11 protein-coding genes are annotated in these 14,216 nt (G+C 70.0%); 5 read left to right on the top strand and 6 right to left on the bottom strand.

Features of this window, described 5'->3' with window-relative positions; genetic code table 11:
* Window positions 1–60: 60 nt before the first annotated feature.
* Window positions 61–861 (top strand): alpha/beta fold hydrolase, encoded by an 801-nt coding sequence (locus tag ACLQ2O_RS25335; RefSeq protein WP_425835579.1) that lies wholly within the window; start codon window positions 61–63, stop codon window positions 859–861.
* On the opposite strand, the gene hrpA is transcribed toward ACLQ2O_RS25335, so the two are convergent.
* Window positions 851–5,020: an ATP-dependent RNA helicase HrpA gene (gene hrpA, locus ACLQ2O_RS25340; protein ID WP_425835581.1), complete on the bottom strand. Its 4,170-nt coding sequence runs from the start codon at window positions 5,018–5,020 to the stop codon at window positions 851–853. The genes ACLQ2O_RS25335 and hrpA overlap by 11 nt on opposite strands.
* Before the next feature lie 104 nt (window positions 5,021–5,124).
* Between hrpA and ACLQ2O_RS25345 the strand changes: the two genes are divergently transcribed.
* Window positions 5,125–5,532, top strand: a complete 408-nt coding sequence (locus ACLQ2O_RS25345; protein ID WP_425835583.1) for a VOC family protein — start codon at window positions 5,125–5,127, stop codon at window positions 5,530–5,532.
* Window positions 5,533–5,612: 80 nt separating this feature from the next.
* Here ACLQ2O_RS25345 and ACLQ2O_RS25350 read toward each other — a convergent pair whose 3' ends face one another.
* The 4 genes from ACLQ2O_RS25350 to ACLQ2O_RS25365 all read right to left on the bottom strand — a co-directional run bounded on the left by ACLQ2O_RS25350 (window position 5,613) and on the right by ACLQ2O_RS25365 (window position 9,280).
* Window positions 5,613–6,017, bottom strand: coding sequence for a universal stress protein (locus tag ACLQ2O_RS25350; RefSeq protein WP_425835585.1), 405 nt, complete (start codon window positions 6,015–6,017; stop codon window positions 5,613–5,615).
* Between the two features lie 136 nt (window positions 6,018–6,153).
* Complete coding sequence (locus ACLQ2O_RS25355; RefSeq protein ID WP_425835587.1) at window positions 6,154–7,725, bottom strand: tripartite tricarboxylate transporter permease; 1,572 nt, start codon at window positions 7,723–7,725, stop codon at window positions 6,154–6,156.
* A complete protein-coding gene (locus tag ACLQ2O_RS25360; RefSeq protein WP_425835589.1) occupies window positions 7,722–8,273 on the bottom strand; it encodes a tripartite tricarboxylate transporter TctB family protein in 552 nt (183 codons plus the stop codon). The genes ACLQ2O_RS25355 and ACLQ2O_RS25360 overlap by 4 nt, the downstream gene beginning before the upstream one ends.
* The gene (locus ACLQ2O_RS25365) at window positions 8,270–9,280 is read right to left on the bottom strand and encodes a Bug family tripartite tricarboxylate transporter substrate binding protein (protein WP_425835591.1); all 1,011 of its coding nucleotides are present in this window, start codon (window positions 9,278–9,280) and stop codon (window positions 8,270–8,272) included. Before ACLQ2O_RS25365 ends, ACLQ2O_RS25360 begins: the two co-directional genes overlap by 4 nt.
* 143 nt (window positions 9,281–9,423) lie before the next feature.
* On the opposite strand from ACLQ2O_RS25365, the gene ACLQ2O_RS25370 reads away from it, so the two are divergent.
* From ACLQ2O_RS25370 to ACLQ2O_RS25380, 3 genes are read left to right on the top strand one after another with little or no spacing between them, the layout of a single operon-like run.
* The gene (locus ACLQ2O_RS25370; RefSeq protein ID WP_425835593.1) at window positions 9,424–10,479 is read left to right on the top strand and encodes an IclR family transcriptional regulator; all 1,056 of its coding nucleotides are present in this window, start codon (window positions 9,424–9,426) and stop codon (window positions 10,477–10,479) included.
* Window positions 10,469–11,818 carry a CaiB/BaiF CoA transferase family protein gene (locus tag ACLQ2O_RS25375; RefSeq protein WP_425835595.1) on the top strand — a complete coding sequence of 450 codons (1,350 nt, stop codon included), beginning with the start codon at window positions 10,469–10,471 and terminating at the stop codon, window positions 11,816–11,818. The genes ACLQ2O_RS25370 and ACLQ2O_RS25375 overlap by 11 nt, the downstream gene beginning before the upstream one ends.
* Window positions 11,815–12,615, top strand: coding sequence for a citryl-CoA lyase (locus tag ACLQ2O_RS25380; RefSeq protein WP_425835597.1), 801 nt, complete (start codon window positions 11,815–11,817; stop codon window positions 12,613–12,615). Before ACLQ2O_RS25375 ends, ACLQ2O_RS25380 begins: the two co-directional genes overlap by 4 nt.
* Here the strand turns inward: ACLQ2O_RS25380 and ACLQ2O_RS25385 are convergent.
* A complete protein-coding gene (locus ACLQ2O_RS25385; RefSeq protein WP_425835599.1) occupies window positions 12,584–14,179 on the bottom strand; it encodes an AMP-binding protein in 1,596 nt (531 codons plus the stop codon). The two genes, ACLQ2O_RS25380 and ACLQ2O_RS25385, sit on opposite strands and share 32 nt — an antisense overlap.
* Window positions 14,180–14,216: the final 37 nt, after the last annotated feature.

Raw genomic sequence — 14,216 nt, forward strand, 5'->3', positions numbered from 1 at the left:
GCTGACGGTGGGCTCCCGGTAGCTGATACTGGGGGCCCACCGACCGCAGGGGAGACCGCAGTGAAGACCGGATACGCGCCCGTTAACGGCCTGGAGATGTACTACGAGATCCATGGCGAAGGCGGCACGCCGCTGCTCCTGCTGCACGGTGGGCTGTTCAACATCGACCTGCAGTTCGGCGAGCTGCTCCCGAAGCTCGCCGAGACCCGGCAGGTGATCGCCGCCGACTTCCAGGCCCACGGCCGGACCAACGACATCGACCGGCTGCTGACCTGCCCTGGTCTGGCCTCCGACGTCATGGGCTTGCTGGAGCACCTGGGACTCGAGCAGGTCGACGTGTTCGGGTTCAGCGTCGGCGCCGGGGTCGCCCAGCACCTGGCGATCGTCCACCCGGACCTGATCCGCAAGGCGATCATCTCGTCGGCGTCGTTCCAGAAGGAGGGCGACCGCCCGGAGAACGCGGCGGTCGGCGAGATGAAGGTCGAGATGATCGCCGGGACGCCGATGGAGGCCGACTACCTGGCCAAGTCGCCGCACCCGGACCTCGAGCACCTGCAGGTCCTGCTCGACAAGCTCGGCACCTTCAACCAGGGTGTGCCGGAGTGGACCGACGAGCAGATCAAGTCGATCAGCGTCCCGACGCTGCTCACCGTCGGCGACAACGACGGCCTCACGCTCGAGCACGCGGTCAAGGTCTACCAACTGCTCGGCGGCGACGTGAACGCCGACTTCGTCGGCCTGCCGGTCAACCAGCTCGCCGTCGTCCCGGGCAGCACGCACTTCTCCGGCCTGGCCCGCACCGAGCTGTTCCGCGAGCTCGTCACGGGCTTCCTGGACGCCCCGGAGCCCGCTAAGCCGTAGCCAGCGCCTTCCGGATCCGCTTGTCCGACACCGGGTACGGCGTACCGATGGTCTGCGCGAACAGGCTGATCCGGAGCTCCTCCAGCATCCACCGCACGTCGAGGAGTTCCGGGCTCGGGTACTTCCCAGCCGGTACGGCGCGCAACCGCGCCTGGTACTCCTCGGTCAGCAGCTGCACGATCGCCATCCCGGACCGGTCCCGCATCGCGTTCGCCGCGACCTTGTCGAGGCGCATCTCGATCCCGCGCAGGTAGCGGATCAGGTCGGGCAGCCGCTGCGCGCCGGTCTCGGTGATGAACCCGCGATGCACCAGCCCTTCGAGCTGACCTCGTACGTCGGACAGCGCCGCCAGCAGCGCCGGACTCGACGACCGCGAGATCTGCTTGTCGACGGTCCGCGCGTGCGCGAGCACCTGCTCGACCTGCTGCAGGATCGTCAGCACGGTGTCTGCGAGGTCGGACCGTACGGCGTCACGCAGGATCGAGAACGCCGTCAGGTTCCATGCCGGGCCACCGGCCGCGGTCATCAGCTGGTCGATCGCCGCGGAGATCGCGTCGTCGAGCAGATCACCGACGCTGCGGTGCGGACCGGCCAGCAGCGTCATCTTCTGCTGGTTGGTCAGGTTCTTCTGCACGACGTCGACCACCGACGGCATCGTCAGCAGGAGCAGCTTGCGCGTCCCGGCCCACATCGCGGCGGCCTGGTCGCGCTCGGTCTCCTGCAGCCGTACGGCGACGGTCTTGCCCTCGTCGACCAGCGCCGGGTACCCGGCGACGGTGAGGCCGGCGCGGTGCTCGGAGAAGCTGCGCGGCAGGTCGCCGATCGTCCAGTCGGTCAGCCCGCCGCGCTCCAGCCCGCTGACCGCCTTCGACGCGACCTGCGAGATCGCGGCCGTCGTCTTCGGCTTCAGGCGTTCCTTCAGCCGGGCGAGGTCCTTGCTCTCGGCCACGGTCTTGCCCTGGTCGTCGACCACCCGGAACGTCATTCGCAGGTGCTCGGGCACCCGCGTCCAGTCCCAGTCGGACTCGTCGATCACCACGTCACGCAGGTTGCGCAGCTCGCGGGCGAGGGCGTCGGTCAGCGGACCGGACGCCGGATCGAGGTGGGGGAGCACCTGCCGGGCGTGGTCCGGCGCCGGCACGATGTTGCGCCTGATGGCCTTCGGCAACGACTTGATCAGCGTCGTGACGAGCTCCTCGCGGAAGCCGGGCACGCTCCACTCGAAGCCGTCGGCCGTCACCTGGTTGAGCACCAGCAGCGGGAGGTGCACGGTGACGCCGTCCGCGTCAGCCCCGGGCTCGAAGGAGTACGTCAGGTCGAAGGTCATCCCGTTCTGCGACCAGGTGAGCGGGAACTCCTCCTCGCGCACCTCGGCGCCCTCGCGGACCACCAGCGACCGCTCGAAGTCGAGCAGGTCGGCGTCGCGCTGCCGGGCCGTCTTCCACCAGGTGTCGAAGTGCCGGCCGGTGACGACCTCCGGGCCGAGACGCTCGTCGTAGAAGGCGAACAGCGTCTCGTCGTCGACGCGCAGGTCGCGGCGCCGGGTCCGCTCCTCGAGCTCCTCGACCTCGTCGAGCAGCTTGCGGTTGGCGTGGAAGAACTTGTGGTGCGTGTCCCAGTCGCCCTCGACCAGCGCGTTGCGGATGAACAGCTCGCGGGACACCTCGGGATCGACCGAACCGTAGTTGATCTTGCGCCGGGCAACGATCGGTACGCCGTACAGGGTGACCTTCTCGTAGGCCATCACCGCGCCGGCCTTGCGTTCCCAGTGCGGCTCGGAGTAGCTGCGCTTGATCAGGTGCTGGGCGATGTCCTCGGCCCACTCGGGCTCGATCTTCGCGTTGACGCGCGCCCACAGCCGCGACGTCTCGACCAGCTCCGCGGCCATCACGAACTGCGGCGGCTTCTTGAACAGGCCGGAGCCGGGGAAGATCGCGAACTTGGTGCCGCGGGCACCGATGTACTGGTGCTGGTTGGCCGGGTCCTTCATCCCCAGGTGCGAGAGCAGGCCGGACATCAGCGAGACGTGCACGCTCTGCGGGTCGGCCGGATCGCCCGAGTTGAGCGTGACACCGATCTGGGAGGCGACCTGCCGCAGCTGGGCGAAGATGTCCTGCCACTCGCGGACGCGCAGGTAGTTGAGGTACTCGCTGCGGCACATCCGGCGGAACTGGTTGCCGGACAGCTCCTTCTGCTGCTTCTTGAGGTAGCCCCAGAGGTTGAGGTACCCGAGGAAGTCGCTGTTCGGGTCGCGGAACCGCGCGTGCGACTGGGTCGCCTGCGCCTCGGCGTCGGTCGGCCGCTCGCGCGGGTCCTGGATCGACAGCGCGGCCGCGATCACCATCACCTCGCGGACGCAGGAGTGCTTGTCCGCCTCGACGATCATCCGGGCCAGCCGCGGGTCGAGCGGGATCTGCGCGAGCTGCTTGCCGATCGGGGTGAGCCGGCGGTGCCGCTCGCTGGCCTTCGCGGACTCGACCGCGCCGAGCTCGGTGAGCAGCTGCAGGCCGTCGGTGATGCTGCGCTTGTCCGGCTCGTCGATGAACGGGAACGCGGCGATGTCGCCGAGCCCGATCGACGTCATCTGCAGGATCACCGAGGCGAGGTTGGTGCGCAGGATCTCGGGTTCGGTGAACTCCGGGCGGCCCTCGAAGTGCTCCTCGGAGTACAGGCGGATCGCGATGCCGTCGCTGGTCCGGCCGGAGCGGCCCTTGCGCTGGTTCGCGCTGGCCTGCGAGATCGCCTCGATCGGCAGGTGCTGGACCTTCGTGCGGTGGCTGTAGCGCGAGATGCGCGCCGTACCGGGGTCGATCACGTACTTGATGCCCGGCACGGTCAGCGAGGTCTCGGCCACGTTGGTCGCGAGCACGATCCGGCGGCTGCTGCTGTGCGGCTGGAAGACGCGGTGCTGCTCGGTGTTCGAGAGCCGCGCGTACAGCGGGAGCACCTCGACCGACGAGCCGGGCCGGCCGCGGTCCTGGGCGAACTTGTCGTTCAGCGCGTCCGCGGTGTCGCGGATCTCGCGCTCGCCGCTGAGGAAGACCAGGATGTCGCCCGGCGCCTCGACCGACAGCTCGTCGACCGCGTCCAGGATCGCCTGGGTCTGATCGCGATCGATCGTGCTCGGGTCGTCGGGGTCGTTGACCGGGCGGTAGCGGACCTCGACCGGGTAGGTGCGGCCGGAGACCTCGACGATCGGCGCGGGCGTGCCGGAGGCGTCGGCGAAGTGCTCGGCGAACCGCTCGGGGTCGATGGTCGCCGAGGTGATGATCACCTTGAGGTCGGGGCGGCGGGGAAGCAGCTGGCGCAGGTAGCCGAGGATGAAGTCGATGTTCAGGCTGCGCTCGTGCGCCTCGTCGATGATGAGCGTGTCGTACCGGCTCAGGTCGCGGTCGCGCTGCAACTCGTTGAGCAGGATGCCGTCCGTCATCAGCTTCACCAGGGAGCGCTCGCTCACCTTGTCGGTGAAGCGCACGGCGTACCCGATGGTGTCGCCCAGCTCGGTCCCGAGCTCCTCGGCGATCCGCTCCGCGACCGTGCGCGCCGCGAGCCTGCGGGGCTGGGTGTGCCCGATGAGGCCCTGCACGCCGCGGCCGAGCTCGAGGCAGATCTTCGGGATCTGCGTCGTCTTGCCCGAGCCGGTCTCACCCGCGATCACGACGACCTGGTGGTCCCGGATCGCCGCGGCGATCTCGTCCTTCAGCTGACTGACCGGCAGCTCTTCGGGATAGGTGATCTCCGGTACGGCGTCCCGCCGCAGCTCCACCCGCCGCTCGGCCTGCTCGAACGCCCCGAGCATCCCTTGCAGCGCCTGGGCGCGCTTGGCCGGCTCACGAGTCGTCCGCACCCGCTCGAGCCGACGGCCCAGCTGCTCGCGGTCGTGGACCGTCAGCTGCTCGAGCCGAGGCAGCAGCTCGGCAACACTCGGCCCGCTCTCAACCGCGCCCTCACCCTCGGCCGCCCGCGAGCGTTTGTCTTCGCGGCGAGCGGTGTTCGGGCGGGGAGTGCTCTCCGCCTCGACGCTCTCGGTGGCATCGCCGACCGGTCGGGCGGACGCCGACTTCCCTCCACGACGGCGCGGGCGCCGTCGGCGAGCGGGGTCCTGGACGGGACCGGTGGCAGGAGTGGGACTGGAGGACTCGGTCCGGGCATCAGGCATGGCACCGACCAGTTTAGGTGCCCCGTTCCAATCACTCACCCCGATTACCCATCGATCAGGAATCGAGAAGCACCGGGCGGGTCCGCGAACCTAGCGTTGCCCTCATGAACCTCACCATTCACTGGACCTTCCTCCCGCACACCGACGCCGACGCCTCGCTGGTCTTCTACCGCGACGTGCTCGGTTTCGAGATCCGCAAAGATGTCGGCGCGCACCGCATGCGCTGGATCACCGTCGGCCCGGCCGACCAGCCGCAGACCTCGATCGTGCTGAACCCGCCGGAGGCCGCCGACGTCACCGCCGACGAGCGCAAGCTGCTCGGCCGGCTGATCGCCAAGGGCAACTACATGCTGGTCTTCGGCACCGACGACCTCGACAAGACCTACGAGCAGATCCGCGCCGCCGGCGCCGGCGTCGTCCAGGAGCTCGAGGACCACCCGTACGGCGTCCGCGACTGCGCCTTCCGCGACCCGGCCGGCAACATCGTCCGCATCCAGCAGGCCGAGAAGTAGGACGGGCACGTCGCCGGTTCCGGTCGACCGCGCGGCACGTACGGTGCCTGCCCGCGTCAGCGGGAGCTGCGCGGCACGTCCTAGTCGCGAGTGCTCGGGACCTTGACCGCGAGGACCGGCACGGGGGACTCCAGCAGCACCCGCTGGGCCGTGCTGCCGAGGATGAGCTTGCCGACCGGGCTGCGGCGGCGGAGGCCCAGGACGATGAGGCTGACGTCGTCCGCGGCCGCGGCCTTCAGGAGCTCGGCGGCGACGTCGCCGGTGCCGACGGCCTGCTGGATGGTCACCTCGACGCCGGCCTCGCGGAGCTTGGCCTCGGCGGCAGCGAGCTCCTCGGCGTTGGCGTAGCGGTTGTCGATGTAGGCGTCGCCGCGGCTGGTGTTCAGCAGCAGGACGCCGGCCCCGCGCAGCTCGGCTTCGGCGGCGGCCGCGGTCAGCGCGGCCTCTCCTTCGGGGGTGGGCACGTAGCCGACGAGGATCTTCACGAGGTCACTCTCCCATCTGATGGTGGCTGGGGTACCGAGCGACAGGAAGTCTGCTCCCGTTTCCGCGATTCCGCGGCGGTCGCACGCTCAGGCTGCTCGCTTCCGGCGGGCACATCCTGTCGCTCGGTACCCACCCTCAGTCGTCCTCGCCGAACGTCAGCCGGTCACGGGTGGGCTGGGTGCCGCGGACCTTGGCGACCAGCCGCGGCAGGTACGGCACGAACAGCGCGAGCACGGTCAGCACGATGATGATCAGGCTCAGCGGCCGGGTGAAGAACACGCTGCCGTCGCCGTTGGAGATCACCAGCGCCCGCCGGAACTGCTCCTCCATCGTCGGGCCGAGGATCACGCCCAGGATCACCGGCGCGATCGGGAAGTCGAGCTTCCGCATGAAGAAGCCGGCCACGCCGATCACCAGCGCCATCAGCACCTCGTAGCCGGAGCCGGACAGCGAGTAGACGCCGAGGCAGGCGAAGACCAGGATCCCGGCGTACAGCAACGGCCGGGGGACCTTCAGGACCTGGACCCAGATCTGGATCAGCGGCAGGTTCATGATCAGCAGGATCAGGTTGCCGATGTACAGCGACGCGATCAGCGTCCAGACCAGCGTGCCCTGGTCCTCGAACAGCTGCGGCCCGGGCTGCACGTTGAAGATCTGGAACGCCGCCAGCATCACCGCGGCCGTCGCCGACGTCGGCAGACCGAGCGTCAGCAGCGGCACCAGGACGCCGGAGAACGACGCGTTGTTCGCCGCCTCGGGCCCGGCCACACCCTCGATCGCGCCGTCGCCGAACTCGTCCGGGTGCTTGCGCCCGGCCTTCTTCGCGCGCCGCTTCTCGATCGTGTACGACAGGAAGGTCGGCACCTCGGCGCCGCCGGACGGGATCGCGCCGAACGGGAAGCCCAGCGCCGTACCGCGCAACCAGGGCGCCCACGAGCGCTTCCAGTCGGACTTGTTCAGGTACCCGGTCCGCAGCCGGCCCTTCTCGAGCACGGCCGGGCGGTCCGGCGTACTGCGCAACTTCGACGCGACGTGCAGTGTCTCGCCGATCGCGAACAACCCGACGATCACGATCACCACGTCGACGCCGTCGAGCAGCCGCAGCGTGCCGAACGTGTACCGCTGCGCGCCGGACAGACTGTCGAGCCCGATCAACCCGATGAACAACCCGACTGTCAGCGACAGCAGCCCGCGGATCAGCGAGTGCCCGACCAGAGCGGTCACCGCGACCATCGCCAGCAGCGTGATCGCGAAGTAGTCGGTGGCCTGGAACTTGCTGGCCAGGCTGCCGATCGGTTTGGCCACGAAGGTCAGCAGCACGGTCGAGATCGTGCCGGCCACGAACGACCCGATCGCAGCCGTCGCCAGCGCGGCCCGGGCCCGGCCCTTGAGCGCCATCTTGTGGCCCTCGATCGCGGTCGCCACCGAGGCGGACTCGCCGGGGGTGTTGATCAGGATCGAGGTGGTCGACCCGCCGTACATGGCGCCGTAGTAGATCCCGGCGAACATGATGAACGCGCCGATCGGATCGGAGAAGTTGAACGTGATCGGCAGCAGCAGCGCGATGGTCAGCGCCGGGCCGATCCCGGGCAGGATGCCGACGAGCATGCCCAGCGTCACGCCGAGCACGGCCCAGAGCAGGTTCATCGGGTCGAGCACGGTGCCGAAGCCGTGCATCAGGTCGCCGAAGACGGCTAGTGAGATCACAGGCCGAGCACCCCTTCCGGCAGCGAGATGTCGAGGAACTGCGTGAACGCGATGTAGACGACGACCGCCGTGACGACGGCGACGACGATGTCGCGGACGAGCTGACGACTGCCGAGCACGCGGGCAGCGCCCCAGAACAGCAGCGCGGTCGAGAGCATGTAGCCGAGCGGTACGACGAGGAACGCGTACAGGACGAGCAGCACGCACAGGGCGACGGGCTCGAACCAGCTGCGGTCAGCGATGCTGGTGCCGGTTTCGGTTTCGGCTTTCGCCGTACGGGGGGAGCGCAGGCCCTCGATCAGGTAGCCGATGCTCAGCAGCAGCCACGCGGCCGTGACGAGCAGCGGAAAGAACCGCGGGCCTTGGGGATCGAGGCCCTTCGGGCTGCGAATGTCGAAGACGCCCACCAGGAACGTCGCGCTCAGCACCACCAGAACCAGGGCCGCGATGATCCGCACCAGCCGTGAGGCCTCGACCTCGACATCCGCCGTACGGACCGGCTCGGCCTCGGCTGTCGCGGGGAGTCGGTCGGTTGCGTCGCTGCTCATACGATGCCCAGCTCCTTCAGAAGACTTTCCACCCTGGTGGTTTCGTCGGCGATGAACTTCGTCGCCTCGTCGCCGGTCTGGAAGAAGTCGGTCCAGCCCTGCTTCTTGCGGATCTCGTCCCACTCGGGCGAGCTGTTCACCAACGTGGCGAACTCGATCAGCCGTTGCCGGTCGGCCTCCGGGATGTCCGGCGGGGCGACGATCGCGCGCCAGTTCAGCACCTCGGTGTCGTAGCCCTCGGACTGCAGCGTCGGCAGCTGCTTGCCGTCGACCGTCATCGGGTCGGTGCCGGTGGTCGCCAGCACGCGCATCTTGCCGGCGGTGATCTGCTCCTCGAACTCACTCAGCCCGGAGATGCCGACCGTGACGTCACCGGACAGGATCGCGGCGGTCGCCTCGCCGCCACCGGAGTAGCTGATGTACTTGACCTTCGACGGGTCCGCGCCGGCGGTCTTCACCAGGACCCCCGCGGCGATGTGGTCGGTGCCGCCGATCGTGCCGCCGCCCCAGCTGACCGACGCCGGGTCGGCCTGGTACTTGTCGACCAGGTCCTTCAGCGTCTTCAGCGGCGAGTCGGCCTTCACCACGAACACCTCCTGCTCGGCGGTGATCGTGGCGATCGGCGTCGTGTCGGAGATGGTGATCTTCGACTGGTTCAGGGTCAGCGCGCCGACCATCACCAGACCGGTGATCATCAACGTGTGCGGGTCCTTGCGGTTCTTGGTGACCAGCTTGGAGATGCCGACGGCGCCGCCGGCCCCGGTCACGTTCACCACCGAGGTGGACCGGCCGGGCAGGAAGTCGTCTTCCTGTACGACGTGCTGGAACTGCCGGGCGGTCAGGTCCCAGCCGCCGCCCGGGGCGGCCGGCACCATGATCTCGACGTTGCGGGACGGGAAGTCACCCGCCACGCTGCCGCCTTCCAGGGCGGCGCATCCGGTCGTCGCGAGAAAACTCAGCGACAGCCCGCCGGCGACGAATGCCCTGCGGGTTACTGGGCGCGACATGGGGTACCTCCTCAGGCACGCGGGGGGAGGGTGGCCTGGATCACTGGCGACCGTAGCAGCATTCCACCAGGAGGTACAGAGATTCCGTTCTGCGGACCAGCAGGTTATCTTCGACAGTGGAAGTAACCGGCGAAAGGGGCGGCATGACGGACGCGCACGGCAGACCGAACCCGCGAGCAGCAGCCGACGAGCGGGACGAGGCCGGGCGGACAGCTGGCGAGGTGCGCGCCGCGGCTGGGTCGGCCGGTGATCGGGACGAGGCCGGGCGGACGGCTGGCGGGGTGCGCGCCGCGGCGGGGTCGGCCGGCGAGCGCGGAGCAGGCGGGGCTGCGGGGGACGGTGTCGGCGGGAGACCTGGTGACTCCGCCTCAGCTGGTGGGCGAATCGCGAGTGGTCAATCGGTGGAGCGGGCTGCCGGGGGTGCCGGGGAGCGGGAGTTGGCCGGTGTGCGGAGTGTGCATCGGGCGCTGGATCTGCTGGAGCGGTTCGACGACGAGCACCCGACCTGGACGCTGGCCGAGCTGACCACGGCGAGCAAGTTGCCGAAGACAACGGTGTTGCGGCTGGTGACAACACTCGAGCAGCGGGGTCTGGTGGCCGCGATCGGCCCGGGGCGCTACGCGATCGGGCCGGGCTTCCTGCGGTGGTCGCGGTTGAGCAGCGCGTCGATGGAGATCCCGCCGGCCGTCCGGACCGCGATGGGCAAGCTGGCCGCCGACACCGGGGAGACGGCCAACCTGTACATCCGGGTCGGGCGGACCCGCGTCTGCCTCGCGCAGGCCCAAGGGACGCTAAGCGTGCGGCACTCGATCGCCGTCGGCTCGGCCCTGCCGCTCTGGGGCGGTGCCGCGTCGAAGGTGCTGCTCAGCGATCCGCCGGTGCTCGAGTCCGATCCGTCGGTGATCGACGACGTCGCGGGCGAGTCGCCGTACGGCAGCGACTTCCCGAAGAAGCTGCGCGCGATCGCCGCGGCGACCGGCGACCGCGGGTTCGCGATCACCCACGGAGAGCGCGAGCTCGGCGCCTCCGGGGTCTCCGCCCCGGTCGTCCGCTCCGACGGCCGAGTCGTCGCTGCGGTCGGCATCGGCGGCCCGACCACCCGCTTCAACGAGGAACGCCTCCCGGCGTACGTGCAGGCGGTACGCCGCTGCGCCCGAACGATCAGCACCACCGGCTGGAGCGGTTTCAGTGCCTCCTGAGCGCCCCGGGCAAGCCGGCGCCTCGCCGGAGCGCGCCACGGGAGAGCGCGCTCCGGGGGATGCGGTCGTCGGTGCCGCACTGCAAGCGTTCGAAGACGCCGGCCGCGCGCACCGGGCCGACCGTCCTGCCGGGCCCACCGCCGACCTGCTGGCCGGCGTACGGGTGCTGGATCTGACGAACGTGCTCGCCGGGCCGTTCGCCGGGTACCAACTGGGGCTGATGGGCGCGGACGTCGTGAAGATCGAGGTGCCGGGCAGCGGCGACCTCGCGCGCAACCTCGGTGGAGATCCAGAGCTGAGCGCGCGCGGTCTCGGGATCTCGTTCCTCGCGCAGAACAGCGGGAAGCGCTCTCTCACCCTCGACCTCAAGGCGCCGGCCGGGCGTGAGGTGTTCGAGCGGCTCATCCGTGAGGCCGACGTGCTGCTGGAGAACTTCCGCCCCGGCGTCCTCGAACGCCTCGGCTTCGGCTGGGACGTGCTGCACGAGCTGAACAACGGCCTGGTCTACTGCGCGGTCTCGGGCTTCGGGCAGACCGGCCCGATGCGCGGGCGCCCGGCGTACGACCAGATCATCCAGGGGCTGTCGGGGATGATGAGCGTGACCGGTACGGCGGAGAGCGCGCCGACGCGCACCGGGTTCCCGATCGCGGACACGCTCGGCGGGTACGCCGCGGCGTTCGCGATCTCGGCGGCGCTGGTGAAGCGCTCCCGCACCGGGACGGGCAGCTTCCTGGACGTGTCGATGCTGGAGACCGCCGTCGCGGCGATGGGCTGGGTCGTCTCCGACTACCTCGTCGCCGGCCGCGAACCACGGGCCATGGGCAACGAAAACGCGACCTCCGCGCCGTCCGGCACCTTCGCGACCGCCGACGGAGCGCTGAACATCGCGGCCAACAAGCAGGAGCAGTACGTCGAGCTCTGCACGGTGCTGGGTCGTCCCGAGCTGATCACCGACGAACGCTTCGCCACGCGTGAGGCGCGCAAACAGCATCGGGGGGAGTTGACGGCTGAGCTGGAGAGCACGCTCAGAGAGCGCTCCGCGGTCGAGTGGGACGAGCTGCTGGCGACGACCGGCGTACCGGTTGCGCCCGTCCTGACGGTGCCGCAAGCGCTGGGCCTTGACCAGGTCGCCGAGCGTTCTCTGCTCCATGAGGTCCCCATGCCGGCCGGCGGGGAGCGCTCTCTGCGCGTTCTCGGGAGCAGCGTGCACGTCGACGGCCGGCCGGTCGGCCCGGTCGGACGGCCGCCGGAGTTGGGCGAGCACGTCGACCAGATCCTCACCGAAGTCGGGTACACAGCGGACGAGATCGCGGACCTGCGAGCCCAAGGAGTCGTATGAGCGAGTCGGTAGGGGACTGGTGGTCGACCGCGATCACCGACATCCAGCCGGGCGTGATCCGCTTGCGCGGGTACGCCGTACAGGATCTGATCGGCGCGGTCAGCTACCCGCAGATGGTCTGGCTGATGACGCGCGGCGAGCTGCCGTCGGAGGCCGAGGCCAAGCTCCTCGAACTCACTCTCGTCGCCGCCGTCGACCACGGCCCGCAGGCCCCGTCCATCGCCGCGGCCCGGATGGCGGCGTCGTGCGGCCTCGACCTCAACAACTCGATGGCCACCGGCGTCAACCTCCTCGGCGACGTTCACGGCGGTGCCGGTCAGCAATGCCTCGAGGTCCTGCTGCGGCTCCGCGAGTCCGGCGAATCACCGGAGGACGCGGCCCGAGCGTTGGTTGCCGACTACAAGCAACGCAAGGCCTTCATCCCTGGGTTCGGTCACCGTTGGCACCCGCGGGATCCGCGGCGTGACCCGCTGATCGCCGCTCTCCAGCAGGCTGTCGAGGCCGGGGTCGTCTCCGGCGTGTTCCTGGAGCTGGTCCTGGCCCTGGAGAAGGTGCTTGCCGAAGGCACCAAACCCGTGCCGATGAACGTCGACGGTGCCACCGCTGCGATCTACGCCGAGCTCGGCTTCGCACCCGAGCTGGCGCGTGGCCTGTTCGTGCTGTCCCGCTCGGTCGGTCTGCTCGCCCACGCGTGGGAGCAGCAGCAGGAGCCGGCACGCATCAAGGGCCCGCTGCCCAAGGGGATCAACCCGACGTACACCGGACCTAGCCCCCGGTCGCTCCCAGATCCCGCTTGAGCACCTTGCCGGTCGCCGTCCGGGGAAGCTCGTCGACGATCACGATCTCGCGCGGCGACTTGTAACGCGCGAGGTTCGCGCGCACGTGGTCGATCAGCTCATCCGGCGTGACCTCTTCTGTGAGTACGACGTACGCGACCAGCCGCTGCCCGAACTCCTCGTCCGGTACGCCGACCACCGCCGCGTCGCTGACCGCCCGGTGGGTGAGCAGGCAGTCCTCGACCTCGCCCGGGTACGCGTTCTCGCCGCCGGAGACGATCATGTCGTCCTCGCGGCCGTCGACGAACAACCGGCCGCGCGCGTCCAGGTGCCCGAGGTCGCCGGTGCTCATCCGGCCGTCGACGACCGTCTTGCTGCTGCCGTCGGAGTACCCGCCGAAGACGAGCCCGCCGCCGGCAAAGATCCGGCCGGTCCCGCCGGTCGGCACCGGGCGGTCGTCGGGACCGAGGATCCGGACCGAGCTGCCGAGGCACGGCCGCCCGACCGTGCCGGGCGCGGCGAGCAGATCGGCCGCTGCGGCGATCGTCGCGATGCCGATCTCGCTCGATCCGTACGCGTCGCAGAGCACCGGCCCGAACTGCTGGATGAACCGCTCGGCCAGTGACGGCGGGAGAGCGGAGGCTCCGGAGATCACGGCGCGCACCGACCTCACGTCGTACCGGGCGAGCTCGGCGGGACCGAGCTCGAGCAGGCGCTGCAGCATCACCGGTACGACGACGACCGAGCCCGCGCGCGTCGACTCGATCGAGGCGAGCACCGCGGCGGCGTCGTACCGGCGGGCGAGGACCAGCGGCGATCCGAGGAAGAGCGCGAGCATCGAGTTGAGCAGGCCGAGGCCGTGGAAGAGCGGCGGGCAGATCAGCATCGGTTCCCCGGCGCGCAACCCGAAGCGCTGCAGAGCCGAGGCGGTCAACCCCGCGAGCCCGAGCGCGGTCGGAGCGCGGGGCGCGGCCTTCGGCGTACCGGTGGTTCCCGAGGTGAGGATCGTGATGTGCCCGGGCCGATCCGGCACCGGCGGCTCGGGCGCTGCGGCGCCGGCGAGGTCGTCGAGCCCGCTGCCGTCCTCTCGCCAACCCAGCACGCTCGGAACGTCGCTCTCGACCACGAACTCCTCGTCGTGCACGAGCAGGTCCGGCCTGTGCTTGTCCAGTACGCCGGCCACCTGCGGCGCCGCGAACTCGGTGTTCACGAACAGCACGTCGGCCCCCAGCCGCGAGGCCGCCAGGGTCGCCGCGAGGAAGTACCGATGGTTCCGGCACCGCACCGCCACCTTGCTCCCGGCAACAATCCCGTGCTCGGCGTGCATCCCCGCCGCGATCGCCGCGACCCAATGATCCAGCTCTCGATAGCTCAACCGCCCCCGCTCGTCGATCACCCCCGCCCGATCGGGAAACCGAATCGCCGCGATCGCGCCGAGCGCCGCCATCGACTGCCCCCACCGCCGCAACGCCCGCTCGATCCCCGGCACCTGCAACGGCCCCGCCGACCTCCAGACCCCCGACCGCGCCAGCGCGACCGAAACCCCACCCACCTCAGCCGCACCCCGAACCAACCAGTCCGGCATCCGCGACGGCCTAATGGGCCGAATCGGCGGCCTCACC

Source organism: Kribbella sp. DT2, from assembly GCF_049844575.1.
Lineage (GTDB): Bacteria > Actinomycetota > Actinomycetes > Propionibacteriales > Kribbellaceae > Kribbella.

Excerpts from the sequence above, each read along its gene's own strand:
- ACLQ2O_RS25385 (WP_425835599.1), bottom strand. The coding sequence starts at position 14,179 with ATGCCGGACTGGTTGGTTCGGGGTGCGGCTGAGGTGGGTGGGGTTTCG.
- ACLQ2O_RS25345 (WP_425835583.1), top strand. The coding sequence starts at position 5,125 with ATGAACCTCACCATTCACTGGACCTTCCTCCCGCACACCGACGCCGAC.
- hrpA (WP_425835581.1), bottom strand. The coding sequence starts at position 5,020 with ATGCCTGATGCCCGGACCGAGTCCTCCAGTCCCACTCCTGCCACCGGT.
- ACLQ2O_RS25365 (WP_425835591.1), bottom strand. The coding sequence starts at position 9,280 with ATGTCGCGCCCAGTAACCCGCAGGGCATTCGTCGCCGGCGGGCTGTCG.
- ACLQ2O_RS25360 (WP_425835589.1), bottom strand. The coding sequence starts at position 8,273 with ATGAGCAGCGACGCAACCGACCGACTCCCCGCGACAGCCGAGGCCGAG.
- ACLQ2O_RS25380 (WP_425835597.1), top strand. The coding sequence starts at position 11,815 with ATGAGCGAGTCGGTAGGGGACTGGTGGTCGACCGCGATCACCGACATC.
- ACLQ2O_RS25370 (WP_425835593.1), top strand. The coding sequence starts at position 9,424 with ATGACGGACGCGCACGGCAGACCGAACCCGCGAGCAGCAGCCGACGAG.